This window comes from Bdellovibrionales bacterium, assembly GCA_018266295.1.
GTDB lineage: Bacteria > Bdellovibrionota > Bdellovibrionia > Bdellovibrionales > Bdellovibrionaceae > JACMRP01.
This window is the reverse complement of sequence record JAFEAQ010000011.1, coordinates 1,093,029-1,118,141: the sequence shown is the minus strand read 5'-3', so window position 1 is coordinate 1,118,141 and position 25,113 is coordinate 1,093,029. Positions and strand designations below refer to the sequence as shown.

Annotated in this window: 27 protein-coding genes; 19 read left to right on the top strand and 8 right to left on the bottom strand. The window is 46.9% G+C overall.

What is annotated here, in order from left to right:
• The first annotated feature begins 45 nt into the window (after positions 1-45).
• The 3 genes from JSU04_14205 to JSU04_14195 all read left to right on the top strand — a co-directional run bounded on the left by JSU04_14205 (position 46) and on the right by JSU04_14195 (position 2,142).
• On the top strand, positions 46-1,026 hold the full coding sequence (locus JSU04_14205; GenBank protein ID MBS1971458.1) for an MBL fold metallo-hydrolase: 981 nt from the start codon (positions 46-48) through the stop codon (positions 1,024-1,026).
• Positions 1,027-1,028: 2 nt separating this feature from the next.
• Entirely contained in the window at positions 1,029-1,481 is a 453-nt protein-coding gene (locus JSU04_14200; protein MBS1971457.1) for an NUDIX domain-containing protein, read from the top strand.
• A gap of 91 nt (positions 1,482-1,572) precedes the next feature.
• Positions 1,573-2,142: a hypothetical protein gene (locus tag JSU04_14195; GenBank protein ID MBS1971456.1), complete on the top strand. Its 570-nt coding sequence runs from the start codon at positions 1,573-1,575 to the stop codon at positions 2,140-2,142.
• Here JSU04_14195 and JSU04_14190 read toward each other — a convergent pair.
• Positions 2,139-4,460 carry a PBP1A family penicillin-binding protein gene (locus tag JSU04_14190; GenBank protein ID MBS1971455.1) on the bottom strand — a complete coding sequence of 774 codons (2,322 nt, stop codon included), beginning with the start codon at positions 4,458-4,460 and terminating at the stop codon, positions 2,139-2,141. The two genes, JSU04_14195 and JSU04_14190, sit on opposite strands and share 4 nt — an antisense overlap.
• A 9-nt stretch (positions 4,461-4,469) precedes the next feature.
• Between JSU04_14190 and JSU04_14185 the strand changes: the two genes are divergently transcribed.
• The 5 genes from JSU04_14185 (at position 4,470) to JSU04_14165 (ending at position 7,817) form a co-directional block, all read left to right on the top strand.
• Entirely contained in the window at positions 4,470-4,748 is a 279-nt protein-coding gene (locus tag JSU04_14185) for a DUF507 family protein (GenBank protein MBS1971454.1), read from the top strand.
• Entirely contained in the window at positions 4,745-5,017 is a 273-nt protein-coding gene (locus JSU04_14180) for a DUF507 family protein (protein MBS1971453.1), read from the top strand. The genes JSU04_14185 and JSU04_14180 overlap by 4 nt, the downstream gene beginning before the upstream one ends.
• Entirely contained in the window at positions 4,980-5,630 is a 651-nt protein-coding gene (locus JSU04_14175) for a co-chaperone GroES (GenBank protein ID MBS1971452.1), read from the top strand. The genes JSU04_14180 and JSU04_14175 overlap by 38 nt, the downstream gene beginning before the upstream one ends.
• Before the next feature lie 23 nt (positions 5,631-5,653).
• Complete coding sequence (locus tag JSU04_14170) at positions 5,654-7,069, top strand: hypothetical protein (GenBank protein ID MBS1971451.1); 1,416 nt, start codon at positions 5,654-5,656, stop codon at positions 7,067-7,069.
• A 109-nt stretch (positions 7,070-7,178) separates the two neighbouring features.
• Positions 7,179-7,817 (top strand): carbonic anhydrase, encoded by a 639-nt coding sequence (locus tag JSU04_14165; GenBank protein MBS1971450.1) that lies wholly within the window; start codon positions 7,179-7,181, stop codon positions 7,815-7,817.
• Between the two features lie 21 nt (positions 7,818-7,838).
• Here JSU04_14165 and JSU04_14160 read toward each other — a convergent pair whose 3' ends face one another.
• Complete coding sequence (locus JSU04_14160; protein ID MBS1971449.1) at positions 7,839-8,075, bottom strand: helix-turn-helix transcriptional regulator; 237 nt, start codon at positions 8,073-8,075, stop codon at positions 7,839-7,841.
• A 281-nt stretch (positions 8,076-8,356) separates the two neighbouring features.
• Here JSU04_14160 and JSU04_14155 point away from each other — a divergent pair, with 281 nt between their 5' ends.
• Entirely contained in the window at positions 8,357-8,776 is a 420-nt protein-coding gene (locus tag JSU04_14155) for a hypothetical protein (GenBank protein ID MBS1971448.1), read from the top strand.
• Positions 8,777-9,040: 264 nt separating this feature from the next.
• On the opposite strand, the gene JSU04_14150 is transcribed toward JSU04_14155, so the two are convergent.
• Positions 9,041-10,465: a hypothetical protein gene (locus JSU04_14150; GenBank protein MBS1971447.1), complete on the bottom strand. Its 1,425-nt coding sequence runs from the start codon at positions 10,463-10,465 to the stop codon at positions 9,041-9,043.
• Positions 10,466-10,722: 257 nt separating this feature from the next.
• Here JSU04_14150 and JSU04_14145 point away from each other — a divergent pair, with 257 nt between their 5' ends.
• A complete protein-coding gene (locus JSU04_14145) occupies positions 10,723-11,910 on the top strand; it encodes a KamA family radical SAM protein (protein MBS1971446.1) in 1,188 nt (395 codons plus the stop codon).
• Here the strand turns inward: JSU04_14145 and JSU04_14140 are convergent.
• The 4 genes from JSU04_14140 to JSU04_14125 form a co-directional block, all read right to left on the bottom strand.
• Positions 11,907-12,278: an LEA type 2 family protein gene (locus tag JSU04_14140; GenBank protein MBS1971445.1), complete on the bottom strand. Its 372-nt coding sequence runs from the start codon at positions 12,276-12,278 to the stop codon at positions 11,907-11,909. The two genes, JSU04_14145 and JSU04_14140, sit on opposite strands and share 4 nt — an antisense overlap.
• A 76-nt stretch (positions 12,279-12,354) precedes the next feature.
• Complete coding sequence (locus JSU04_14135; GenBank protein MBS1971444.1) at positions 12,355-12,972, bottom strand: hemolysin III family protein; 618 nt, start codon at positions 12,970-12,972, stop codon at positions 12,355-12,357.
• Between the two features lie 100 nt (positions 12,973-13,072).
• Positions 13,073-13,669 (bottom strand): hypothetical protein, encoded by a 597-nt coding sequence (locus JSU04_14130; GenBank protein ID MBS1971443.1) that lies wholly within the window; start codon positions 13,667-13,669, stop codon positions 13,073-13,075.
• 71 nt (positions 13,670-13,740) lie between these two features.
• Complete coding sequence (locus JSU04_14125; protein ID MBS1971442.1) at positions 13,741-16,014, bottom strand: UvrD-helicase domain-containing protein; 2,274 nt, start codon at positions 16,012-16,014, stop codon at positions 13,741-13,743.
• A gap of 99 nt (positions 16,015-16,113) precedes the next feature.
• On the opposite strand from JSU04_14125, the gene JSU04_14120 reads away from it, so the two are divergent.
• From JSU04_14120 to JSU04_14105, 4 genes are all read left to right on the top strand, one after another.
• Entirely contained in the window at positions 16,114-17,478 is a 1,365-nt protein-coding gene (locus tag JSU04_14120; GenBank protein ID MBS1971441.1) for a hypothetical protein, read from the top strand.
• Positions 17,478-18,050, top strand: coding sequence for a hypothetical protein (locus JSU04_14115; GenBank protein ID MBS1971440.1), 573 nt, complete (start codon positions 17,478-17,480; stop codon positions 18,048-18,050). The genes JSU04_14120 and JSU04_14115 overlap by 1 nt, the downstream gene beginning before the upstream one ends.
• 90 nt (positions 18,051-18,140) lie before the next feature.
• Positions 18,141-18,986: a hypothetical protein gene (locus tag JSU04_14110; GenBank protein MBS1971439.1), complete on the top strand. Its 846-nt coding sequence runs from the start codon at positions 18,141-18,143 to the stop codon at positions 18,984-18,986.
• Between the two features lie 192 nt (positions 18,987-19,178).
• Entirely contained in the window at positions 19,179-19,934 is a 756-nt protein-coding gene (locus tag JSU04_14105) for a hypothetical protein (protein MBS1971438.1), read from the top strand.
• A 53-nt stretch (positions 19,935-19,987) separates the two neighbouring features.
• On the opposite strand, the gene JSU04_14100 is transcribed toward JSU04_14105, so the two are convergent.
• Entirely contained in the window at positions 19,988-20,794 is an 807-nt protein-coding gene (locus JSU04_14100; protein MBS1971437.1) for an SPOR domain-containing protein, read from the bottom strand.
• Between the two features lie 154 nt (positions 20,795-20,948).
• On the opposite strand from JSU04_14100, the gene JSU04_14095 reads away from it, so the two are divergent.
• The 5 genes from JSU04_14095 (at position 20,949) to JSU04_14075 (ending at position 25,112) form a co-directional block, all read left to right on the top strand.
• Positions 20,949-21,767 (top strand): inositol monophosphatase, encoded by an 819-nt coding sequence (locus tag JSU04_14095; GenBank protein MBS1971436.1) that lies wholly within the window; start codon positions 20,949-20,951, stop codon positions 21,765-21,767.
• 60 nt (positions 21,768-21,827) lie between these two features.
• Complete coding sequence (locus tag JSU04_14090) at positions 21,828-22,478, top strand: hypothetical protein (protein ID MBS1971435.1); 651 nt, start codon at positions 21,828-21,830, stop codon at positions 22,476-22,478.
• Between the two features lie 323 nt (positions 22,479-22,801).
• Positions 22,802-23,752, top strand: coding sequence for an HNH endonuclease (locus JSU04_14085; protein ID MBS1971434.1), 951 nt, complete (start codon positions 22,802-22,804; stop codon positions 23,750-23,752).
• Positions 23,753-23,774: 22 nt separating this feature from the next.
• Entirely contained in the window at positions 23,775-24,314 is a 540-nt protein-coding gene (locus JSU04_14080) for a GNAT family N-acetyltransferase (GenBank protein ID MBS1971433.1), read from the top strand.
• A gap of 201 nt (positions 24,315-24,515) precedes the next feature.
• On the top strand, positions 24,516-25,112 hold the full coding sequence (locus JSU04_14075; GenBank protein ID MBS1971432.1) for a flagellar basal body-associated FliL family protein: 597 nt from the start codon (positions 24,516-24,518) through the stop codon (positions 25,110-25,112).
• Position 25,113 lies beyond the last annotated feature (1 nt).

Sequence of the window (25,113 nt, the reverse complement as noted above, 5' to 3'; positions counted from 1 at the left end):
AATTTTATTTGCAAGCAATCTCATCCCCAGTCATTCTAATCCCATATGTCGTTAACAATGAAGTATTGGGGCGTGCGCGGTTCTTTGCCATCATCCCCATCTCCATCGGATTGGACCAATCATATCGAAGGACTCTTGCGCGGGTTTTTCAATGCTGGTCATCGTGAGTCTGCTGCTGTTTCAAAGTACATTGATTCTTTGGGCGCTTCCCATTTGGGCGGTTATGGGGCGGCAACGACTTGCGTGGAAGTGAAGAGTCCCAAGAACAGACTCATCATTGATGGCGGTAGCGGCATTCGTTCTCTGAGTGAGCAGATCATGAGTGGTAAAGCCGGCGCGAGCAAAGGTCCTTTCCACATTTTCATGACTCACTTTCACTGGGATCATGTGATCGGTTTGCCTTTCTTCACTCCACACTTTGTTCCTGGTGTACAAATTCACTATTATGCCGTTCAAGAAGAAATGGAAAAGCTCATCCGCGGCGTCTTTATGAAGCCATACTTCCCAGTACCGTTTGAATCACTGGCTGCGAAGATTCACTTCCATGTTTTGCAACCTCGTCAGGCGATTGAAATTGATGATATGACAGTCACTCCTTACAAGTTAGATCATCCAGATCCTTGTTGGGGTTTCCGTATTGAAAGTAACGGCAAGGTCTACTCTCACTGTGTGGATACCGAGGGAACTCGCGTGTCACGTGAAGAGCTGGGGCCCGATCTGCCACTCTACCAAGGAGTGGATTTGATGTATTACGATGCTCAGTACACATTCCCAGAGCTTGCAGAAAAAGCCAACTGGGGTCACAGTGCTGCTCAAGTGGGACTCGACATCGCTTTCCGCGAAGGCATTAAACAAGTTCTTTTCGCGCATCATGATCCAGGTGCGACAATTCAGCAGGTGCAAGAGTTAAAACGTCAAACACTGGAATACTATGACTGGCGTCTCAATACGGCGAAAGAAAACAGCGAAACGCTCAGTGCGGTTCAATGGGACTTTGCATACGAAGGCCTGACAGTTAAGATCTAACTATGAAATCCAAAGATAAATACAGACGGGGTGTGTGCGGAATCTTTCTGGCACAAGATGGTCTTGTCCTTTTAGGTGAGCGCCAGGGGCAGGCCGGTCAATGGCAGTTTCCACAAGGCGGAATGGAAGACGGCGAAACGATTGTCGAAGCTCTTCATCGCGAGATGGATGAAGAAGTCGGCATTCGTAAAATCACCATTCTTCGTCAGACTGAGGAATGGATTGCATACAATTTTCCGGAAGGTCTTTTCAAGAAGACCCATTTCATTGGGCAGCAACATATTTACTTTGTTCTCGATGGTTCGAAAATTGTTGCCGAAAGTATTAAGGAGCGTGACGAGTTTGCGCGCTTTGCTTGGTTTACTCCGCAACAAGCCTATGACCGGATTGTTCATTGGAAGAAGGCCGCTTACCTTGAAGCCCTGGGGCTTTTGGGTTTTCCGATCAAAGCTTAGATTTGACGAGAAATTCAAATCTCTTCTTGGTTTTGTCGCTGAAAATTTCTGGCGACCGGGTAGTTTAGCTCCTTCATTAAAAGGAGACTCCATGAAGACATTGATCGCGCTTGGTATGCTTTGCCTTTCAACCGCAGCTTACGCCGGCTCTGCTACCCTGACTTGTCATACGAAAGAAAACGACATTCGCTATGATGCTGGAAATGGCAACAACACCATTCAAATCGACTATACCGATTCTTCGACGAAGCAGAAAGGGACTTACGAAGTTCCCGTGCTGGCACTGCCAAACTATGATTACAACTCTGCGGGCGGTGATGATGCGATCATGTCGATCCCCGTGTCTGAGAAAAAGTGGGGCGTTAAAAAGTGCTCACAGGTTCATGTCATTCATGCCGATGGATCTGAGTGCTTTGGGCGTCAGTTCTGGGATGTGAATTACACCCAAACCTTTGTGCTCGCAGGAAAAGACGGACGTTCTTTAGATGTCGGCGGAGTTCTTTTCGGTCGTGATGTTACCGGCAAGATCAGTGATGGCTATGTCGTGCGTGAGTTTGAATGCAATGATGCCGGCGTAACAACTCCGGGAGGCTGTTTCATCGATCCAAGTGATAAATTGGATGAAGAGGTCGACGTTGATTGCAGTGAGATGGGTTATTAAAATCCAAAAATCCCAGGCTCCGTGCCTTTTTTGAAAATGAGGTCGACACTCATGGGCTCTTTCATCGGCGTGTTCATCTCTTGAAGTTTCTTTTCATCAAAAGTGACTTTCACAGTGCCTTCGGGCCATGGGAAATCATCCGGTGGATCTTCGGCGGTCACGCGCTTCATGAAGTCTGTCCAGATAGGCACAGCACCGCTCGCACCTGTAAGTTTATTCTGAGTGCTGGTGTCGTAACCAATCCACACGATGGTTGTGCGATAAGGAGTAAAGCCAGAGAACCAAACGTCACGGCTTTCAGAAGTTGTTCCCGTTTTACCGGCCGCCGGGCGGTTGAAGCCGCTCGCGCTGACATACTTCGCTGTTCCTGAGGCAATCGTCTGTTTCATCATGCTGACGAGACTCGCAACCGCAACCGCATCCTGAACTTGTTCAGAGTGAGGAGTGAATTTGAAAACTTCTTCGCCCTTCATATTCACAACGTGATCGACGAAGCTGACATCTGTCTTCTGGCCCATTTTCGAGAGAGCCAAATAAGCCTGCAGAACTTCTTTCGGATAAAGTTCAAACGCCCCCAGAGTCACAGCAGGGAATGGCTTCATCGTTGAAGTCACGCCAAGGGACTCAGTGATGTTGATGATCTTATCAAGTCCGACTTCCAAACCAATGGACGCTGTCGCTGCATTCAGCGAGCTCTTCAGTGCAAAGAACATCGGAACCGTGCCGAAGTATTCGCTGCCATAATTGTTTGGTGACCATGTTTGGCCTTCGTACTTGATCGTGAACTTTTCGTCTTTCACCGGAGTGATCGGGGTGAAGTCCTTGCCATCTTTGTCTTTTGATTCAAGCGCCGCCAAATAAACAAAGGGCTTCATCGTTGAACCCACTTGGCGGTGACCATCAATCGCGCGGTTAAACTGAGTCAGACGGTAATTGCGCCCACCCACGGCCACTTGAATAAGACCCGTGCTGGCTTCGGCAGAAAGAATCGCGCCCTCGAGAGTCACGCCTTTTTCTTTTTGCGACTTCACCATCTTGTTCTGCTCTTCCAATTTGGAGAGATGGTTTTTCAAAGCCTCTTGCGCAAATTGCTGGGACTCGAGATCCATCGCGGTGTAGATCTTAGCGCCGATGATATCAATATTTTGCGCCTGCAATTGCTTACGAACGGCATCGAGGTAGTAAGGCGCTGTCTCTGTTGCCAATCGCGGCTGAGCCGTTGGCAGAGGCAGATTCTTCGCCGCTTCGGCATCGGCGGCTGTAATGAATTGATGCTCAACCATTTTATCCAGCACAAGACCGCGGCGGCTGAACGCTTTCACCGGTTGTTTGAACGGATTGTAAACACCCGGGCCATTCACAACAGCTGCGAGCAATGCGCACTCGCTCAAATTCAAAGTCGAAATGTCTTTGTTGAAATAGAATCGTGCCGCAGAACCAAAGCCACGAACTTGAAACGGACCATTCTGTCCCATGTAGATAATATTCAGGTAAGTTTCGAGGATCTGATCTTTGGTGAATTTTGATTCCAGCATGTAGGCCATCACGAACTCTTGCAGTTTACGCTTGATGGTCTTTTCGTTCGTCAGGAAGTAGTTCTTTACGAGTTGCTGTGTGATCGTACTTCCGCCTTGAGCCATGCGGCCCGAGGTCACGTTCTTGATGATGGCTCTGAAAATCCCGCGATAGTTGACGCCTTGATGCTCTAAGAAGCGCGGATCTTCGATCGCCATCACGCCATTGGAACAGTACGGAGGAATCTTACCGAGAGGAGCTTCCTCCTGCATGATCGGATCGATGCCTACGTATTGGGCCACCAGAGGGGCTTCAAGATGCACTTCGTTAACAACTTCGAGAGGAAATGCCTTAAAAATTTGCTGAATTTTACCTTCAGGATCAAAGAGCAAGATGCGAATATCATTCTGCGCCTGGCCAGGATCGATGTCTTTCTTCACAAAGGCCAAGCAAGAAGCAAAATTCACGTCCTCGCCAATTCGAAACAGGGCGCGGCATTCAGGAGCATTTGCCTTGAGGTAATCTCCTGGCAAGAGACGCTGTTGATAGTCGCGGGCACGGTAGTTTTGAGCTTGAAGCACTCGTTCAGACTTATCCACAGTCTGAAGTGAGGGAGTGTAGAAGCGATATGGGGCGGCATAGTACTCCGTCGGGAGGAGAATGCGCTTGGCTTCGAGCTTCTGATTCATCTCATCTTCGAGTGTGAAGAAAGCGTAAGAAATACCCGCACCAAGAGTGATGATTGTGAGCGTCACAAAGATTGTAAATACGAGGAAAATGTTCTTTAATCCTGGGCGAGGCATGACACCATTATGAAATTATCCTCCCAACAAATTCAAGTCCTAGCTGAAAAAATTCTGGCTCAATGGAAAAAGCAAAATCTTGTTGTTTTTAAAGAAGATGAAAAGATTGTGCTTGCTCGAGTCGTGGAAATCATTAAAGAAGATTATGACCGAGAAGCGGCTTTAGACCAGGACGTCAATGCGATGTTAGACCAGCTCGAAAAGAGCAATCCAGGCGAGTTTCAGCGTTTTAAAATGTTTCCCATTCTAAAACAGAAACTCGCAAAAGAGAGAAAGGTGATCTTGTGATTTCAGCAGATCGCCAGAATCATCTGGCACACATCGTAACCGACGGCGTTTGGGGTGATGACATCGTGGACTTCTCAGACGATGACCAAGCCTTGCGTGCCGCAAAGCTGGCCATCGCTGAGTTTGTCAAAGAAGACGAAGCTCTCGATCAACGGGCCCGCGAAAAAGTGGCTTCCTTGAAACGAAATGTGATGGAAGGCACTCCGGAGTGGGACGTGATGTATAAAAAATATTACGAAGAAGAAAGGGCTAAACGTGGCCAAAGGTAAAGTAAAAAAGCCTGTAGCGAAAAAGTCTGTTGCTAAAAAAGCAACTCCTGCAAAGAAGACTCCGGCTAAGAAAGCCGCTGCGAAAAAAGTAGTTGCTAAGAAAACTGCACCTGCCAAGGCTACGCCTAAAAAGGCTGCACCGAAAAAAGCGGCTGCAAAAAAGCCCGTCGCTAAAAAGGCGTCTGTTAAAAAAACAGCTCCGGTGAAAACCGCGGCTAAGAAAACAGCGGCGAAGGCAGCGCCTGTTAAAGCCACTGCGATGAAGGCGACTCCTGCGAAACCTTTCTCAGCTCCTACAGTTAAAAAAGTAGATCTCAGCAATTTTGTGACTCCGTTGGATGACCGTGTAATGGTGCAATTGACGGGTGCTGAGAAAATGACTGCAGGTGGTTTGTACATCCCTGACACCGTAGCGGATGTTTCTGGCAACTTGCAGGGTTTTGTTGTGTCTGTGGGCCGCGGCCACCGCAACAGAAAAGGTCATGTTCGTCCGATGGATTTGAAAGTCGGCGATAAAGTTCTTTTCTCTGAGTACGCGGGTTCTAAATTAAAAGTTCAAGATCAAGATGTTCTGATTCTTCGCGAGAGCGATGTTCTCGGTGTCGTTGGTTAATTTCAAAAAAGGTGAATATGACGTTGAAAAATAAAGCACTTCTTTCTGCAGCAGCTCTTTTGACTTCGGTGGTGGCTTCAACAGCCAGCGCTCTCAGCATCGATTGGAAAGGGACTTACCGTTTTGAGTGGACTCAAGTAGACCGTCCGACTCTGGCGACTCCGTACGGAATGAAATCCTATGGTTTGAACTATCTTTCTTTGAACCCAAAAATCATTGCAACAGACGGTGTGAACATCGTTTCTCGTTTTGATGTTCTGGCGAATCAAGATCCAGCGTATGCGGATGCTCAATTCGGTCAAATGTGGGGTCAAGGCTGGGATTCAACGAATACTGCCGGCCAAACCAATGTCTATTCTAGAAATCATCCTTCAACACAAATGCGCGTTTCTCAGTTGTACTTGAACGTAAATCAAGAATACGGCGCGCTTGTTTTGGGTCGTGCACCTCTTGAGTTCGGTCTTGGTATTACTCACAATGCGGGTAATGGCATGTTCGACCACTGGGGCGATACGGAAGACATGGTTGGTTACAAGTTCATCGTCGATAATTTCTTCATGATGCCGATCATTGGCCGTGTCTACGACGAAAATGTTTCTCAGGGAAATACTGTTCAAGACATGATCCTCCACTTGCAATACGAGAGCAAAGAATCCGGTTCTATGATCGGTTTGATGCAACAAGTGCGTAAAGCAAGTTTTGGTGCGAACGATGTTCCTTTAAACAGCGCACCGACAACTGGTCAGACAAAGACGGGTGAATACAGCGTTTCTACAACTAGCTTTATCCTCGGTCGTGAGTGGGAAAAATTTGCTTTCAAATTGGAAGCAGGTTTCACAAGTGGTAACGTCGGCGCCCAAAATGCGACGGGCGAAGATATCAAGTCGAATGGTTACGGAATCGCAGCGGAACTTTATTTCCCACGCAAAGACTCTAAATTTGACTGGAACATCCGTTTGGGTATGGCAACCGGTGATGACCCTTCAACCGCAAATGCGTTTGAAGGTTACCAATTCAGCCGTAACTATGACGTTGCGATGTTGATGTTCAACCATCGTTTGGGTCAAAAGGATTTCCTCACGACGAATAGATACAAAGAGACCGCTAACCACGGTGTTTCAAACTCTTTGGACGATGAATATATCAGCAATGCGATCTACATCTCTCCAAAAGTTTCTTACGCTTGGAACGACCGTTTGGACCTCAACAACACTTTGACTTACGCTCAGTTGATGACGAACCCAACCGGTGTAGCTGATTTCAAAAAAGATCTCGGCTTAGAGTGGGATATTGAATTAGTTTACAAACCCACTGAAAGAATTCAGTGGGTGAATCAACTGGGACTCTTGTTCCCAGGCGCGGCGTTCAAGAATGGCACAGACAATCTTGAAAACGCGAGCACTTATGGCTTTGCTTCGAAAGCCGCTATTAGCTTTTGATATTTTGCACTCATCTAGTACGACAACTGTGAAAGCATCTTAGGCTCAATGGCAATGGCGCGGGACCCGGGAGTGAAAACTCCCGGGTAATTTAACGGGTAATTTAGACATGTCACTTACAAAAAAACTCGACCTTATCGATGGATTTAGAAAATTTCGCCGCAAGTACTTTGTACTTGAAAAGGATCTCTATCTGAATCTCAGCAGCGAGGGGCAAAGTCCCAAGACGCTCCTGATCGCCTGCAGTGATTCGCGTGTAGACCCTGCGATCTTATTATCGGCAGAACCTGGGGATTTGTTCGTGATTCGCAACGTGGCGAACCTTGTTCCTCCCTATGAAGAGGGCGGCGGTCACCATGGTACGAGTGCGGCGATCGAGTTTGCTGTGAACGTACTCAAAGTAGAGAATGTCATTGTCCTTGGTCATGCACAGTGTGGTGGTATTGCCGCGCTGGCGGCCGGCCCAAGTCAGGCAGATCAAGGAACATTTGTCCGTAAATGGGTGACCATTGCCGATGAGGCGCGTGAAAAAGCCCTTCAGCAAGTTCCTATCCATGACTTCAAGAAGTTCTGTCAATGTTGTGAGCTCGAGTCCGTGAAGGTCTCTGTGAAAAACTTGAAGACGTTCCCGTTCATTCAAAAGCGTTTGAACGAGGGCAATTTGTCGTTGTCAGGTTGGTACTTTGATCTCGAAGACGGCAAGCTTTTGGAATACTCAGAGAAGTCGAATAAGTTTATTGAGCTTTAGAACGAACCAGGTTCAAAGGCTCTAGTCCCACAGATGTTGGGACGTCAGGACACTGAATTCAACGAATTCTTCGCCTTTCATATCTAGGGCGTTCATCATAGAAGCCAACATATAAAGCGGCACCTTCTCGGGCTGCTTTTCTCTTTGTCTATAGGTTTCCGGAGTCATATTTGACCTTCTTGCAGATTCCTCAAGAGTGATGTTTTTTTCGACCCGGATTGTTTCCAGGTAGTTCGCCAGTGCCGACATAGGGTTCATTTATAATCAAAAACGTGTTTTTAAGTCCACGGGATTTTTTGAGAAGCTCTATCTTAGGGCCAACGGAACAGTGAACGGCTTGGAACATATAGTTTTTTCATAGAATCGAACAACAATCTGGGGGAGAAAGGTCCTAATGCAGACCGAGAAAAAGTGGGACCACAGCCCAGTTTTTTTTCTGAAACCTTCCAGTTTTGGGCTCATAAAAAAGTTGTTTAGCGCGAAAAATTTCGGGCTCAAGATGAAGTCTGTTTCAACGCCAACAAAAAAGGAAGGCAACGATGACAAAGACAAAAACATACAAATATGGCCCACACACTTTCAAATCATACTTCAAACCCGTAGGAAACGGCTGGGAAGTGGGCTTCACACATGGCAACCGTACATACTGGGTTGGTAACTTCGTACACAAGACAGAAGCAACTAAGTGGTGGGGCATGTTCAATAAAGAGATCGTGACGTTCTCTAAGAGATTCAACTTCACTCAACAGATGCCATTCTCTTGGTACTGCAACTTCTTGTCTAACCACATGTACACTTGCTACTACACCTGGTTGGATAAAATGTTCAATAAGCACGAGACGACTTTCAAAAAAGCTTACTCAAAAGATTTCAAACGCTACATGAAAATGAAGAAGACCGGAACGACGACGACTACAAAGACGACAAAACAAACTGGTTACTTCTTGAAAGCCGTTTAATTACGGACTTCGTATAAGAAAGTCTGCTTAAATTGCAAAACCCACGTCTTAGAAGGATGTGGGTTTTGTTTTTTACTCAGCAGAGAGAAAAGAGGTCTCTTAGTTGAAATGGTATATAATACGAGAAGGTCGTATAATAGACGATTCATTCCGGAGGATATTTTTAAAAGTGTAAACCCACGGACCGGCACAAATAGAGGCGCCGAGCTCTTCCTGAGCTCGGCGAGGATGACACTCACACTTTCAATTTTAAAATCAATTCAATTAGTAACCACGACCGCCGCGGATCGCTGGAATGTTGCCCTGGTTCACAGGAGCTGACACACCTTGGATTGCTTGGATCGTTGCGGTACCTTGCTGACCTACGCCGTTTGTAGCAAGACGTGGAGTCATTGAGTTTACGACGTTTGCCGGCGTCAAGTTGTTCATCATGACTGTGATGTTACGGCCACCGCTTTGGATTGTCGTGTTGTGCGGGTTGTTCGTAGCAGTCACTGTGTATGTTTGACCGTTTTGATCAACGATTGTCGTACCATCTGTCAAAGTGACGTTTGGCAAAACATAATTCAATGGGTTCTGAGCCAAACCACGGATCGCCTGGTTTACAACGTCAGCGTAGTTTGTGTAGTACAAGCTTTCGAACTGATTGCCTGTAATATAGTTGCTCCATTGAGCGCTTTCCAAACTGTCATACAATGAGCCACCGAAGTCGTTAGCAACTTGGTTTGCCGCACGGAGACCTGCCATACCTTCTTGTTGCAAGCGTAAGGCTGTTTGTGGATCTGAGTTTTTAATTTGATCAGCTTGTTTCAACTTCATTTGTGCATTTTCTTGTGTCTTCAACACAGAGTTTGCAGCCAATTTCGTCAAGCGCTCACGCAGGAAGTTGTAGCGGCCAGTGATTTGCGCCGTCATATCTTCAATCAATTTTTGAGCATCTTCACGACGAGTTGATTTATCATCGCCGAAGTCCATATCGAGGTTATTACGACCGAAAGCTCTTCTGTTTGGAACGAGGTCAGAGATGTCCATCAAAGCCGTTCTGAGGCCCGGCTCGATTTCTGAGCGATAGAGGTCCAAAACTTCTTCACGGTCATAAGTTTTCTTTTTGTTTTTCAAGAGCTTCGTCAAGCCACTTGCGTAGCAACGAGTTTTTTCGTCGCCATCGTCCTTCTTATCGCAACGTTCGCGAAGAGCTGCGAAATCAGGATTTTCTTGTGGTTCATCCGCAACTTCGTCTTCTTCTTTTTGAACGCGCGCGCGGGACTTCTCAGCAACTTTTTTTGCTGGTTTTGCATCTAAATCTTCTTCAGAAGATTCTTTTTGCGAGATTTCTTTTTTATCAGTTTTATCATTCATCGCTTTACGAAGAGCTGCTTCTAATGATTCAGTGTTTGCATCGAAATTTTTTGGCAAGAGATATTTCTCGCCGCACTGATAACACCAGCCGCTCTCAAGCTTTTCAGGTACGTACGCGATGGTTTTACCATCTTCGTCTTTAACGTACTTAATTTCGAGTTTTTCTCCTTTATTGGAAATCATCGATTCATAACGTGGCTCATCTTTCGAAGCAAAGCTGATGGAGCCATAACCGGAACCAGACAGGCTTAACACCATGTTAAAGCTAAGTACGGAAGCTAAACACGCCGTCAGAGCCCACTTTCTTTGGGTATCTGTGAGTTTTTTCATATCATCCTCCTAAAAATGAGCCATCTTGGCCCTTGTTGCTAACAGTATGTAAAGCGAGACCCACGCCAACGGGTCCGAGTGGTGGAATTGCCCTAAGCCTTTGGTTTTTCTGGTGAAAAAGCTCTGTCTCGGCGTGAAACGGGCTTAGTCAGTTGTTGAACTTCTGGTGTCTCAGTTTAGGAAAACGCGAAAATCACTGTGGTTTAAGGATCTTAGGTTTGTTATAACGACCTCCACGCAAAGGACCGAAAGCGCCCATGAAACTGCAGTTTAATCGAGCTCCAAAACCTGACCATATCGCCGCTTCTGATTGGAGCCGGTGGACTTGGCAGTTGCAAAAGAGCCTGAAAACTCAGGCGGACTTTGCGGCGACGTTTGATTTAAGCCTCGAAGAGCGCGAGGCCTTTCGTGAGGGCGCGGAGATGTTTAACATCCGCACGACTCCGTATTATGCGAGCCTCGCCGGAGCCCATCCTGCGGATCCGATCCGCCGAATCCTGATGCCGAACACTCTGGAGCTTGCGACACCGACGCAGGCGATGCTCGATCCTTTGGGAGAGCGCCGAAATAATCCCGCACCCAGAATCATTCATCGTTATCCGGATCGCGCACTGTTTTTGATCACTGATATTTGCAGCGTGTACTGCCGCTATTGCACTCGTAAGCATTTCACGGGCCAAGAGCAGGCCTTTATTAAGCAAGACGAGTACACAGAGGCTTTGGCTTACATCAAGTCTCACACGGGCATTCGTGAAGTGATCTTGTCAGGCGGAGACCCGCTGACTGTCAGCGATGCTCAGCTGGATCGCACGCTGTTTGATTTGCGTAAGATTGATCACGTTGAAATTATTCGTGTGGGAACTCGCATGCCCGTGGTGTGTCCAATGCGCGTGAGCGACGACCTGGTAAAAATCTTAAAGAAGCATAAGCCGGTCTTCTTGATGTCGCACTTCAATCATCCGCGCGAACTCACTGAAGAAGCGGCGACCGCTGTTGAGATGTTTGTTGATAACGGCATTCCGGTGATGAATCAGATGGTGTTACTAAACGGCGTGAACAATCATCCCGCGATCGTGCAGGCGTTATCTCGTAGATTACTCTATTTGCGTGCGAAGCCTTATTACATGTTCCAGTGCGATCCTTCGCGCGGGACGGATCACTTGCGCACGAGCATCGAAGATTCTCTTGAGATTCAAAAAGAGCTTTGGGGAAATCTGTCGGGCCTTGCAATGCCGAATCTGTCTGTGGATATCCCTGATGGTGGCGGCAAGACTTATTACGTTCCTAATTTTGAAACTGCGTCTTCACTTGAAAAGCGCAGTTATCGTGGCTGGGACGGAGTCGAAGCGGACTACGTGAACCCTCCGGTGGATCGAATTATTAAACCGCTCGATTTCGAAGTTTATCAAGAAGAGTGGGAATCACTCAAACGCGCTAAGAGCTAGCGCAGCTTTACGCTACCTTCCTTAGAAAACGGAATTGAAAACAAACTCATCTTTGCGTTGCCTTCGATTTTATAAGACGCAGACTCCGAAAAGAGCAACTCTTTAAGGTCGCTAAAAACTTTTCGGTACTCAATCGGCAGTGGCAAATCGATATTGCCTGTGGACTTACTGGCGATGTTAATAGCTTTGTCGGTGGAGGCTTGAGTGATTTCTTTATTGTTCAGAAAAACTTTGTAATTCACTTTATCGACTTTGATTTCAACACTGTTGGGATTTTCAACCGCGATATTAAATACAAGCGTCGCGCCATTCATGTCGGCATCTTTGACGGAGATCCCCGCAAGACTCACTTTTGGTTTCTCTAGCATTTTCTCCATGAGGCTAGAGCATGAGCATAGAAAAACACAAAGAAGGGGTAAAAGATATTTCGTCATTCAGACGACTTTAGACGACGTAAAGGATTAAGCACAAGTACTGAAACAGGGTGCCACCTATAACTCCGATGTGCCAAATCCCGTGCCCGTGCTTAATGCGAGTGTCGTTCATGTAAAAATAGAACCCGATCGCATAAGAAATGTAACCCGCCACAATCAGCGCAAAACCTTGGATTGGTAAAGCATCGACAAGATTTTTTAGAACAGGCAAAACGGCCAATGCCATCACACCATAAATGATCAGCGAATAGCGGCGAGTTTTCTTACCAAGATTGAATTCATGGATAATGCCGACAAGGGCAAGGCCCCAGATCACAGCCAACGTCGCCCAACCGGAGATTCCACGCATGAGGATGATCATAAAAGGAGTCGTGTTGCCGGCGATCTTTAAATAGATGCCGATGTAATCCATTCTGCGAAAGAGATCTTTAATCGTGCCGTGCGAGCTGTGATACAAAGTCGAAGCGCTGTAGAGGCCCACGGTTGTGATCGCGTAAACTGCGACTGACAGAAGCTCGACCATATTGTGTTTTTCACTGGCGAGGTAAAGGGCAAAGATGGAGCCAATCGCGGCAAAGCCGGTGGCAATAAGGTGGCTGATGGTATTAAAGCGCTCTCCGTACTGCATATTTCTAATTTAGCACTTTTCTAAAGCAATAAAAAAGGGACCTCTAGGGGTCCCTTTTTAAATCCGGATTTAGATCCAGTTCCGTGTTAGAACATCACCTTTAGAACATCACAGAGAAGTTCAAGAACTGAACGTCGAAACCGATATCCAAGTCGCCGCGCTTCACCAATGAAGCAGACGGGATGTAGTTCACGTTGCCCCAAAGAGGGAAGCGTTTACCACCACCGATCATGAAGCCAAATTTGCTTTCATGGCCAGAGCCATCGTCTTTCCATACAGGGTAGATACCGAGACCACCTTGAACGAAGAAAGCATCTTTAAAAGTTGTATCAAAGTTATAAACGCCCAAAGCAACAAGAGTGAGCTGAGTTTCGCTAGTTGTGCCGCCGCCGCTTGTAGAAATGATTTGCGCTTGAGCACCGGCTTGAACATTTGAGTTGATTGTACGAAGGTAGTTCGCACCCACAGTGATATTGGTTTGGCTAGAACCGTTCTTTGTTTCTTTTCCTGATTTCAAGCTACCGTTAGTGCCAACCAAGCCAAGGTTCATAATGATTTCGTTCGGGCTGCCGAAGCTCACTGATGATCCGTAAGAAGAAGAACCTGTGTAACCACGAGATCCGTATTGTGCGTAAACAGTTGAAGCAGAAGCGATCACGATCGTAGCTGCAATTACATTTTGAACGAATTTTCTCACTGCATGACTCCTTAGTTGTTATTTAAAAATGAATAACAAAAACTTTGTCACAGCCGTGGGCACAGTCAAGACTAAACTTTTTCCAGACGAGCGTATTTGACAATAAACTTTTTCACCGTCTGATCTGCGAACATAACGCTCACTTTGAGATCATCGCCCGAACCTTCCGTCGCAAACACCGAGCCGACACCAAAGGTCGGATGACGCACGCGCATGCCTTTATGGTAACCGCTGCCACCATTGCCTCCGCCCTCATCGTAGTCCGGGAAGCTTTGTGAATCATAATCCGTCTTGCTTTGACGGAACTTAGGAGAATGTGTGACCGCGTCGTCATAATCGCCGCCGCCTGAGGCACCATAGCGTGACAAGAAACGTGGAGCATCGATAGCCGATTTAAATTCAACGAGCTTTTGCGGAATTTCTTTAATAAACCTCGAAGGTGGATTGAACTGTTCCTGTCCCCAAACGCGGCGGACACGGGTGTATGTCATCCAAAGCTTCTGGCGCGCGCGGGTCATGCCTACATAAGCCAAGCGGCGCTCTTCTTCGACATCTTCGTTGCCCGATTCATCGACGCCACGGTTGCTCGGGAAGAGGTTCTCTTCAAGTCCGACGACAAAAACGTAAGGGAACTCCAAACCTTTGGAAATATGCAAAGTCATCAGTGTGACGGCATTGGCCTCATAATCGAGTGAGTCCACGTCGGCCACCAAGGCCATCTCCTCAAGGAAGGACAGGAGTGAGCTTTCTTCGCCACGTTCTTTCACGAACTGAGTGATGGCATTATCCAATTCATCTAAGTTTTCGATTCGGGCTTGGGCTTCCGGAGAATCTTCGGCCTTCAGAGCATTCACGTATTCCGTGCGATCCAAGAGGATGTGATAGAACTCAGGCAGCTTGAACTGGCCCGCAGAAACTTGCAGCTCTTCTGTGATTTCAAGGAAGCGGCGGATTTTGGCGGTCGTTCCGGCATTAAAGAGCTTCGTGTCGATTGCTTTTTGTGCCGCAATCGAGAGGCTTAGCTTTTGCTCGATTGCGAACTCTTCGAGTTTATCGACCGTCGTTTTACCGATACCGCGGGTCGGGACGTTGATCACGCGTTTAAACGCGACATCGTCCGCCGGGTTCACGGAAAGTTTCATGTAAGAGATAATGTCTTTGATCTCCATGCGCTCATAGAACTTCACGCCGCCGATAAGTCGGTACGGAATGCCGAGAGTTCGGAGCTGTTCCTCGAGCACGCGCGACTGCGCATTGGTCCGATAGAAAACAGCGTAGTCATTGTACGAGCCTTCGCCGGCATCCATCATGCTTTGAATAGTCTTAGCAACAAAGCGCGCTTCGTCGTACTCGTTCTTTTCTTCGCGGACTTGGATCAGATCACCCTCGGGATTCGACGTAAAGAGCGTCTTGTCTTTTCGTTGAGTGTTGTTCTTAATCACGTGAGTCGCGGCCGTCACGATGTTGCTTGAAGAGCGATAGTTCTCTTCAAGCTTAACGACCTTGGCTTCAGGGAAGTCTTTTTCGAAGTTCAGGATGTTAGAAATATCCGCACCACGCCAGCTGTAGATCGACTGATCTTCGTCACCGACCACGCAAAGGTTGTGATGCTTGTTCGCGAGCATTTGCACGAGGAGGTATTGAATACGGTTCGTATCCTGATACTCATCCACCATGATGTATTTGAACTTATCCTGGTAAGACTCAAGGATGTCCGGATACATGCGGAAGAGTTCGTAGGTCTTTAACAACAAGTCGTCGAAATCAAGGCTGTTGGCCTTTTTCATTTCGGCTTCGTACATCGAGTACACTTCGAGCGTTTTCGGATCCATCATCGGACGACCGGCTTTTTTTAGCTCGTCCGGAGTCAGCGCCAGCATCTTCGCGTCGCTGATGCGGCCCTGGAAGTTCTTCGGCGGGTACATCTTGTCGTTGATATTCAGAACCTTCATGACCTTTTTGATCTGGCTCAACTGGTCTGAAGAGTCATAGATCCCAAAGCCGTTTTTATAATCTAGCAGCGTGATGTGCTGGCGAAGGATTCTGACGCAGAAACTATGGAAAGTGCTGATCCAAAGCTGGCTACGGATCGGGGCGCCAATGTCCGAAAGGGTCTTATAAATCCGGTGCTCCATCTCTTTGGCAGCCTTGTTGGTAAAGGTTACGCACAGGATTTCGTCCGGACCGGCAGCTCCACGGGCGATAATATTGGCCATTCTATGGGTTAAAACCCTGGTTTTTCCGGACCCGGCACCCGCCAGAATCAATATAGGGCCATCTAAGGTCTCAACGGCCTCTTTTTGGGGGGGATTTAGGTGGTTGGTGATTTTTGCAAAAATATCCATAAATTTTTAAGGAATTCCGGCTCGGTTTAGGGTATAAATAACGCAGTTTGTCAATAGCTGAATGGGTACCTGAAACTTATAGTCGCCGGAGACCTTTTTGTGAAGCTTTTTGGAATGAGCCTTTTGCAATCTCTGTTAGGAATCGCTCTCGTTACAGCCAGTGTGGGTTGTAACCGCGAACCGGATACAAACAAAGTGTCCGGAGATGTCAAAACACGTATTCCGGTTGCGGCTGAAGGGGGCGATTACAGCCTTCAAGAGGTCACTCTTCAGGGTATTACCTCTCTGTACGAACTCAATGGTCAGTTTGCTAAGTTCTATATTTACCCCGCTGTTGTTAATAACAAAATCACAGGCACTCAGCCAAAAACTCGCTTCATTAAATCCAGTGATCTCTATGTTGCGGCTGATGAACTTTCTCAGCAGATGACGGTGATCTATAACCATTTGCAAAACTTGGCGGCTTTGGACACGGAAGTCGGTGCTGGCGGCGTGAACACGTGGCCGCGTGATGTGGGTGTAGCTGTTCGCTACCGCCGTGGCGATAACTTCGATGCGAACAATGCGTTTTATGACGGCCCGACAGATGCGATTTTAGTGGTGCCTTATACTCAGAACAATCTGCCGATCGCGGTGAATGCCGGTATTTTGGCTCATGAGCATTTCCATTCGCTCTATTACAAACTTGTCGAAAAAGAGATGTTTGATAAAGAAACAAAACCTCTGCATGGACAAAAAGTTCGTGAAGCTGTTTTGGGCGGCTCCATTGTCGGCGATTCTTTGAATGTTTCAAAGGTCGAAACTCCGGATGGCGAAATCGAGAGATACCACAGAGTGTTCTCGCGCGGAATTAACGAAGGCCTCGCGGATTTCTGGGCTTGGGTTTACACGGGTGATGCGAACTTCTTGAAGCGCTCATTGCCTTCGGAAGAAAAAGACCGCACGTTGGATCTGACTGAAAAAGAAGTTGAGAACTACAAATTCCCGAATAAAGACGACTTCAGCGCGCGCTTGGCGATGGCAAGAGTGGCGACCTTCTTTGACGGCACGAAGAATCCTTGTGGTGGCGACCGCGTTGCTTACTGCCTAGGAACAGATTATGCCCGCACACTGAAACGTTTTGCCAATGTTGTTGAGACTTCACGTGGTTTGACTTCGATCGAAGCCCGCAAGTTGGTTGCAACGGCGGTTGTTAAGACATTGCCAAGCTTGAGAACTGAAATCTTGAAGTACAAAAACAATGAATACTTCAGCCCTGAACACTTCTTCACAATGTTGCAGACCTCGATGGACGGTATTCACGGTGATGAGAGAGCCTTCCTTGAAGGCATCGTTGATAAGTCTCAAGGCACTGTTCATGGCAAGGCGAAGGCAGCTCCGGCTTCTTTGCGCCCGTCGGATGAAGATCATCAAAATCCAACAGCGACGATCAAGCCCTTCCCTGTGGCTGTTGGTGGCGAGTAATGAAATCCTTCTTTGTCGTTTTACTTTTGCTATTGGGATTTGCTCACGCGCAGGCGGCTTCGGCTGGTGGCGCGAAAGCACCTTCCACTCCTTGGCGCTATGATATTTTTCCTTTAAACGGCGAGATTCGTTGGGAACGAGATGCAACTCAACAGATGGTAGACCGTCATCCGTTTGGCTTAGCATTCGGCGTGCGCAATGGTCCTTCCACAGTGCTTTTTGAATATTCTAAATTTGATGAGAAGACGGGAAATGCCACATTGGCGTTGGACCGTAGCCACGAAGAGTTTCTTTTCTGGTGGAAGCAGAACATCATGAACTTTGAGATGATGGATCTTTTTATCGCAGGTGCGGCGGGTGGATATTCCGAGAAAGTAACGACGACTCTTGCGGGCAGTGGCAGCTCCGAAGACTCGACAGGTTTGCAAATGATGGGCGGAGTTTCTGCTGGCGTTCAGAGTGTACTTTTCCATTACGTGCTCGTGAGCTTCGAAGGCCGCCTCATGGCCGGAAAGAACTTTGATCCTAATCCTCAGCCGGGCATGCTTCTGCGTCTGGGCGTTGAATTTTAAAACCTCTCATTGAGCTTTAGCAAAGCGGGTTTGTTGTCATGGACTCCGCGATTTTCACGTGCCTAAGATACGCGAAACTCGGAGGCTAAAATGAACCACCTTCTTAAGAATTGTTTAATTCTTGTGTTAACGTTTTCTGCTGTTCCCGTATTTTCTGCGACTCAAAAGGGAAAATATTTTGATCGGGCGATCTTCGTCCTCTTTGAAAATACCACTTACAATATCACGATGAGGCAACCGTTCTTTGCGAAGCTCGCAAAGCATGGGGCTTTGTTCTCGAACTTGACGGCTCACGCGCATCACTCGCAGCCCAATTATATTGCGCTGACCTCCGGCTCAATGCTTGGAGTGACGGACAATCAAAATGTGAACCTCGATAAGAAAAATGTTGTCGATCTGCTTGAGGCTCGGGGAATTTCCTGGAAAGTGTATGCCGAAGATTATCCAGGTAATTGCTTTACCGGCGGGTCGCACCGGGGTTATGCAAGAAAGCACAATCCATTTATTAGCTACGTGAATATTCAGAAAAATCCGAAGCGCTGTAAGAACATCGTGAACGCCACGCAGTTTGATAAAGATGCCGCGAGCGGAAGCTTACCAGAGTATGTGTTCTATGTGCCGAATGATAAAAATAGTGGACATGATACGGGTGTGGCTTACGCTGATAAGTGGTATAGCGGGAAGTTTTCAAAATATATATCTAATCCGAAATTCATGAAGGACACCATTTTGATCTCCACGTTTGATGAAAGCAGCGGCGGAGCCAAAAGAAATCACATCTATACTTCGATTGTCGGTACGGCTGTGACTCCCGGAGTTTTTGCGACGGAGTTAAATCTCTATAGCTTGCTGAAACTTGTGGAAGATAACTGGAGCCTTGGCAATCTTGGCAGAAATGACGAGACGGCCGCTGCGGTTCCTGACATTTGGAAATAGGCCTTGTGTGGAGTCTTTGGACTCCACAATCTTTCAATAATTTATCCATAGATTCTCAATACTTAAGCGCTTATTGTCGGCGCCTCAAAACTTAGACGCCACAGTGATTTCACACTCTGGCGGCAGGCGGCCCATTGCGTTTTGGCCAGCGGCACGGGGCTCGCACTTCTGTAAAGCATGAAGGGGTGCTTTATGGATCAAATCAAGACTGTCTTTATCACTTTGTTACCGGTGTTCTTGTTGAATGCGTGCTCGAATACATCTTTCTCTGTCGATGACACGACGGCAGCAACGACGGCTGTAACGACAACCACAACGGATACACCGATTGCGACGGCGACACCGACTGCGACAGTGACTCCGACGCCAACACCAACCACAGGAACGTGCGGAACTTCGCAGGTCGTGCCTTTGAGTATCACTTCGGTTTCGACTCTTAGTAATTATGCTGCGAAATATCTGTATGCACCGACGACTGTGAACTTGGCGGTGAGCTTGTATAACTCCGGCAACAATCGCTATGCGGGTACTGTGCAGATCTCTTACTATGATCAAGGTGTTTTCCATGCGGGAACTTTTGATGCTCCATCGGGCACCAACGTTTCTATCGATACTTTGCAAGATAACGGCACGCAAGTAGCGGCTTACAATTACTGGTATAATAACGGAGCTTACTTCACAGCGTTCTTCCAAGATAGCTATGGCGCGATTGTGTTGTCAGTAACGGGAAGAGATTCTAATAACTGCTTGAATGGTGCGGTTTACTACAAGAACTTCACTGCGACAGCAGCGCCACAGTCTCCGTATCGCAAATGCTGGTTCATTCGCAGCGGACCTTATGAGTGCCGCGCTGATAATATTGTCACGAAGAGTTCAACGGATCCAGGCGATGGTTACACGCTGCTTGGCACCTTCTCAGGATTGCCTCTCACAGCTGCTTTCAAATAAAAAAAAGCCCCGGTTTGAGCCGGGGCTTTTGAGTTTTTAGATTGTCTTTAAAATTACTGAATGATTTTTTGAACCAAAGCTGTGTTGAGTTTCGCTTTGCTCATCAATTCTGTTCTGTAGTCTTGCGCCTCTTTAGGAGTTGCGAAAAGACCTACGCTGACGCGGAACCAAGTTTGGCCTTTCACTGTCGCAGGGATGTAGAAAGCGCTGAAGCCTTTAGATTTCAGATCGCCGGCGATTTTCTGAGCTTCTTCCTCTTTTGCGTAAGAGCCTACTTGAACTGTGAATTTACCTGCAGAGTATTGGCCGACATCTTTTGGAATGCTGGAAGGAACGCGAGTGTCTTTCTCAGCTTTTTTCTCTTCAGCAACCGCTGCAGTGGCAGCTTTGCCGTGAGCGATATTTTTCGCTGCAGACAAAGGCTCCGCTTTTTCAAGTGAACGAGTTTTTGCGTTGGTCGCAGGAGTTTCTTCTTTTGCGACTGTCTTTTCAGCTTTTTCGCCATGGCCCGTTTCTGCCGTCGCTTTTTCGCCATGAGCAGAAGCTGTGGTTGTTGCAGTTGTATCGTCCGCTACGAACTCTTCAGCCAGTTTTGCGATTTCTTCATCGCTCATGCCTTCACCGGCTTTAGCAGTGGTGCCGTGTTCTTTAGCAGCTTCGCCATGCTCAGTGGCAGCACCATGTTCATTTTCAGAAGCGACTTCGCGTGAACCATGCTCACCTTTGCCTGGTTCTAAGGCAGCAAGTTTGTGTTGATTATCGCTGTACTTCTTACCGACGAAGGTACCGATGGAAAATGACAACAGCGAAATAAAAAACACGAGAACTAACTTAACAATTACGTCCGTTTTTGCGCCCATTTATGAATCCCCTTGGGGTAACTTAAAAGTTGAATTGGAGTCATTCCATTGACTCTATATTTATGTTAGCGTTAGGCAAAAAGTCGGTCAATAAAGGACCAGTCTAGGAAAGGCCTTCGTAGTGGAAACATCCGGGGAAAACAGCGCAAATTCAATAGATTTGGGACGAGCACTGCACGTGGGACTTAAGGCCTGCCGGCTCGGCCGCGAGGTCCTACTCAAATATATAGGCAACCTACAGCACATTTCCGAAAAATTTCAGGCTGGTTTGGTGAGTGAGGCAGACAAAGAATCTGAGAAAGTAATTTCAGATTATCTTAGGAAAAATTTTCCTAGTATTGAGTTTTTGGGCGAAGAGTCGAGCTACGAAGGGGCCAAAGTCCAGCTCACTTCGGCAGGTGCGCAGGGCCGCTGGATCCTCGACCCACTCGATGGAACGACGAACTATATTCATCAATTTCCAATTTTTTGCATCAGTCTAGGCTTGGAAATCAACGGTGAAATTCAAGTCGCCGTCATCGATTGTCCAAAGATGGGCGAGACTTACACCGCGGTTCGCGGGCAGGGTGCTTTCATGAATGGAAAAAGATTGCAGATCAGTTCTGCTTCGGGATTGAAAGATGCGCTTCTTGCGACTGGCTTTGTTGCCGAAAAACAAAAAGTCATCGAAGAGCAATTGCGAATTTTTTCGGACATTGTTTACAAGTGCCGTGGCGTGCGCAGACCCGGAGCCGCGGCCTATGATTTAGCTCTCGTAGCGCGTGGTGTGTTTGATGGTTTCTGGGAAAGAAACCTTCAGCCATGGGACAGCGCTGCCGGGATGTTACTTGTTGAGGAAGCCGGTGGAAAAGTGGTCACTTACCGCGGAAAGAAGTATAATCCCTATAAGAACTCAATCATCGCGGGCAATGCGCAGGTCGTGGATGAGCTTCAGAAAACGCTGGCGCCTTATCTGAGCGAAGAAACGGACTAGAGCTGCGCCCGAGCGCTTCGCGAAACTTCCGCCCGCGCGTGATTGAAGAAGGGCGGAGTTATGAAACGACATTCTTGGTGGTTCTTCGTTGAAATCGGTTTGATCTTGTTTCTTGTGGTGATTCTGATGCCACGCTCAGTTCACGGCGCGATTCCGCCAACATTTTGCGCATATGATAAATCTAACGGTGATTCGCTGGCTTGTATCGGCACTCGTCCTACTTACTGTATCTCTGATACATCGGCGGGGGATTTATTGGCGTGCGCGGGAGTGAAGCCGGATTACTGTAGTATTAGCGGTGACAATGCCAATAAGCTGGCATGTGCGAATGCGCGTCCCTCTTACTGTCAGTCGAATTCGGATTATTCTAACTCTTTAGCTTGTGTCGGCAGCTTGCCTTCTTATTGTTTGTCGGACCGTCGGTTTGCCAATGATTTGGCTTGCGTACGCGCTCGTCCTTCTTATTGTCAGTCGGATAAAGAGATGGCGAATACTTTGATTTGCATAGGCTCGAATCCACCGTATTGTTCAACCGATCCGCAGTACGCGAGCTCTTTGGCCTGCGCTGATTTCGCCGGGCTATATGTGTTGGATGTCTTGAAAACCGGTCGCTATAAAGTGCCAGCGAACTTGCAGAAGCTGTTTTCTTCGGGTGACGTGCGTGATGCCGTGATCTTTCAGAAATTGAAAGAGACGATTGGTGTGTTTTAAGGCCACATACGTCAGAGAATAACTGCTTAGTGCAGAAGCGTGATGTTATAAATTAAATATTTTTATAAAGTTATTGACGTGATTTTGTTGCCGCTAAACCAGCTTCAATGAAGGGAGTTCTTTTAGTACGCGGCGGGGTTCGTCTGCTCTCGTACAGCTTTTTATAGACAAAGCTGTGAGCTATTCAATGCTAATAATTAGCATATCTATCTTGCATTTTTCCCTCTGAAAATCGGTTAAATTAAGGCTTTAAAACCTATGATAGAACTCTTTTGAATTTAGTCAGTCATTTTAGATGATGATTAGAAAGAAGGAGTTGGAAGATGGATCTCACGAAAATTTCAAATAGCGAATTGCTTGTTCGCCTTGAGAAGCTGGCAAAGACGGAGAGAAAAATCACGCACTTGGTTTTATGGCACATCAATGAGATGGAATCGCGGAAGCTGTATGCGGATCTTGGATTTGGTTCGATGTATGAGTATCTTACGAAGCATCTCGGTTACGGGGAAAGCAGTGCTTATCGCCGTATTCAGTCGGCAAGGTTGTTAAAACAAATTCCTCATTTGGCGGCGAAGCTCGAGGACGGGTCTTTGAATTTGACTCAGTTAACTCAAGTGCAGAAGTGTCTGAAAGAAGAGAAGAAAGCCGGCGTTTCTGTGAGTCTCGAAAAAGCCTCTGAGATTCTCGAGAAAATTGAAAATAAGTCGAATTTTGAAACTCAAAAATTTTTGGCGATGGAATTCAATCAGCCCATTCAAATGCATGAGGTCGTAAAACCACAAAGAGATCAGAGTGTGAGGCTTGAGCTCACTGTATCGTTGGAGCAAATGGAGAGATGGAATCAAGTTAAAGACCTTCTGTCGCATTCATTGCCAGATGGAAGTTGGGTTGAAGTTATGGATTATTTAGCAGAGGCGCATCTGAAAAGGGTTTTGGGGAAAACTCAACCTGATAAAGAAAAACAAGGCTTGCGGTCCGAAAGATCAACGCGAGGCTTCTTCACTAAGCAGAAGCGAAAATACATAACTTTGAAAGTTCGAAGAGAGTTGCTTCAGAAGGCAAGTCATTGCTGTGAGTATGTGGAGCCTGTCTCGGGTAAGAAGTGCGAAAGCCATTATCAGCTTCAGATAGACCACTGTGTGCCATTGGCTTGTGGTGGTGAGGATGACCAAAATAACTTAAGAGTTCTTTGTCGCACTCATAATTTGTTATGTGCAAAACAGTGGGGGCTGAGTAAAATATTTTCGAAGGAAAAAAAATCAGCGCGTTTATGACCGGCAATTGAATCGAAGGCATTTGTTACTTAGAACGGCCATTGACTTTTCTCATGACTTTAATACGCTTGAGTTTATGGATTTGATTATTCGTCGCGCACGAAAAGAGGACGCGTCTAAAATCATTAGTGCTCACCGAAGATCGATTCGCGAAGTCTGTTCGCGAGACTACTCGCCTGAGCAAATTGCAGTCTGGTCCGGACGTGACTTTCAGGAAGCTCGTTGGCATCAAACAATGGATCTTGATATTGTTTGGGTTATTGCCGATTCGGTAGAAAATATTTTTGGCTTTGGGCATCTGCAAATTAAAGGTGATTGTGCTGAGCTTATGGGATTATATTTTGTTCCCGAAGCAATTGGTCGAGGGTTCGGAAAGCAGATGATTGGGCTCATGCTTAAAGAGTGCGAATCAAAAGCAGTGCAATCGGTTTCTCTGACGGGAACAAAGACCGCAAAGAAATTCTATGAAGCTGTTGGATTTCAGCAAGTAGGTTCCATGAAGGAAGTCCCAATTGGCGGTCAGCCGATTGAGGTTTTTGATATGAAAATGCAGTTGAACTAAATTCCTGCCACACATGTCCAGTCCAGCCCCAGACCAACGTCTGCGCGGCAAAAAATGCCGTCAAAAGGATGACTCTGCCTATCGGGATTTTGGATGTTGTTTAGTCCAGCTTCGGCGGCAAAAAATTCCCAGCTTTCATACATTCCATCTGACATGCCAAAACGGTGACTCGACCAGACCGATGTCGTGTTGGCACTAACGTTGCTTAATAACTTACTGAGATCGGTGTGTCTATTCATCAAGGAGGATGAAGTGGCAGAGGAAAAAGCGGCGGCAGCGGCAGCAGAACCAGCAGCGGCGCCATCTGGTGGCGGGAAAAACAATATCATTCTGATTGCTCTGGCAGTTATCAACATGTTGGTGGTCGCCGGCGTGGGCTTCATGCTGTATAAAGGCAAACAAAAAGAAGCTGCAGAACCAAAAATTGAGCAAGTGATCAAGGGCGAAAAAGAAGCCCAAGAACACGAAAAGGAAAACTCCGAAGAAAAGAAATTCGTCGGTCAAATCATTCCTTTAGAGAAGTTCATCATCAATCTCGCGGGCTCTAAAGGCCGTAAGCTTGCCAGCGTGAGCATCGAACTTGAAGTGAAAGGCCCAGCCGTTCAGGAAGAGATCGACAAGCGCAAGGCTCAAGTGCGCGATATCATTATTATCATTCTCTCTAGCAAGACCTACGAGGAAGTTTCAACTCGAGAGGGTAAAGACAATCTCAGAAATGAAATCAAGGACACTATTAATTCTTTCTTAGTAAAAGGAAAGATTTCAAACGTGTTCTTTACTGAATTTATCTATAACTAGA

What these genes read in the sequence shown, in the direction of transcription:
- JSU04_14150 (MBS1971447.1), bottom strand. Translation starts at nt 10,465, where the DNA reads ATGAAAAAACTCACAGATACCCAAAGAAAGTGGGCTCTGACGGCGTGT.
- JSU04_14155 (MBS1971448.1), top strand. Translation starts at nt 8,357, where the DNA reads ATGACAAAGACAAAAACATACAAATATGGCCCACACACTTTCAAATCA.
- JSU04_14200 (MBS1971457.1), top strand. Translation starts at nt 1,029, where the DNA reads ATGAAATCCAAAGATAAATACAGACGGGGTGTGTGCGGAATCTTTCTG.
- JSU04_14195 (MBS1971456.1), top strand. Translation starts at nt 1,573, where the DNA reads ATGAAGACATTGATCGCGCTTGGTATGCTTTGCCTTTCAACCGCAGCT.
- JSU04_14145 (MBS1971446.1), top strand. Translation starts at nt 10,723, where the DNA reads ATGAAACTGCAGTTTAATCGAGCTCCAAAACCTGACCATATCGCCGCT.
- JSU04_14125 (MBS1971442.1), bottom strand. Translation starts at nt 16,014, where the DNA reads ATGGATATTTTTGCAAAAATCACCAACCACCTAAATCCCCCCCAAAAA.
- JSU04_14205 (MBS1971458.1), top strand. Translation starts at nt 46, where the DNA reads ATGTCGTTAACAATGAAGTATTGGGGCGTGCGCGGTTCTTTGCCATCA.
- JSU04_14135 (MBS1971444.1), bottom strand. Translation starts at nt 12,972, where the DNA reads ATGCAGTACGGAGAGCGCTTTAATACCATCAGCCACCTTATTGCCACC.
- JSU04_14105 (MBS1971438.1), top strand. Translation starts at nt 19,179, where the DNA reads ATGGATCAAATCAAGACTGTCTTTATCACTTTGTTACCGGTGTTCTTG.
- JSU04_14085 (MBS1971434.1), top strand. Translation starts at nt 22,802, where the DNA reads ATGGATCTCACGAAAATTTCAAATAGCGAATTGCTTGTTCGCCTTGAG.
- JSU04_14185 (MBS1971454.1), top strand. Translation starts at nt 4,470, where the DNA reads ATGAAATTATCCTCCCAACAAATTCAAGTCCTAGCTGAAAAAATTCTG.
- JSU04_14110 (MBS1971439.1), top strand. Translation starts at nt 18,141, where the DNA reads ATGAACCACCTTCTTAAGAATTGTTTAATTCTTGTGTTAACGTTTTCT.
- JSU04_14160 (MBS1971449.1), bottom strand. Translation starts at nt 8,075, where the DNA reads ATGAACCCTATGTCGGCACTGGCGAACTACCTGGAAACAATCCGGGTC.
- JSU04_14100 (MBS1971437.1), bottom strand. Translation starts at nt 20,794, where the DNA reads ATGGGCGCAAAAACGGACGTAATTGTTAAGTTAGTTCTCGTGTTTTTT.
- JSU04_14165 (MBS1971450.1), top strand. Translation starts at nt 7,179, where the DNA reads ATGTCACTTACAAAAAAACTCGACCTTATCGATGGATTTAGAAAATTT.
- JSU04_14115 (MBS1971440.1), top strand. Translation starts at nt 17,478, where the DNA reads ATGAAATCCTTCTTTGTCGTTTTACTTTTGCTATTGGGATTTGCTCAC.
- JSU04_14190 (MBS1971455.1), bottom strand. Translation starts at nt 4,460, where the DNA reads ATGCCTCGCCCAGGATTAAAGAACATTTTCCTCGTATTTACAATCTTT.
- JSU04_14140 (MBS1971445.1), bottom strand. Translation starts at nt 12,278, where the DNA reads ATGCTAGAGAAACCAAAAGTGAGTCTTGCGGGGATCTCCGTCAAAGAT.
- JSU04_14090 (MBS1971435.1), top strand. Translation starts at nt 21,828, where the DNA reads ATGAAACGACATTCTTGGTGGTTCTTCGTTGAAATCGGTTTGATCTTG.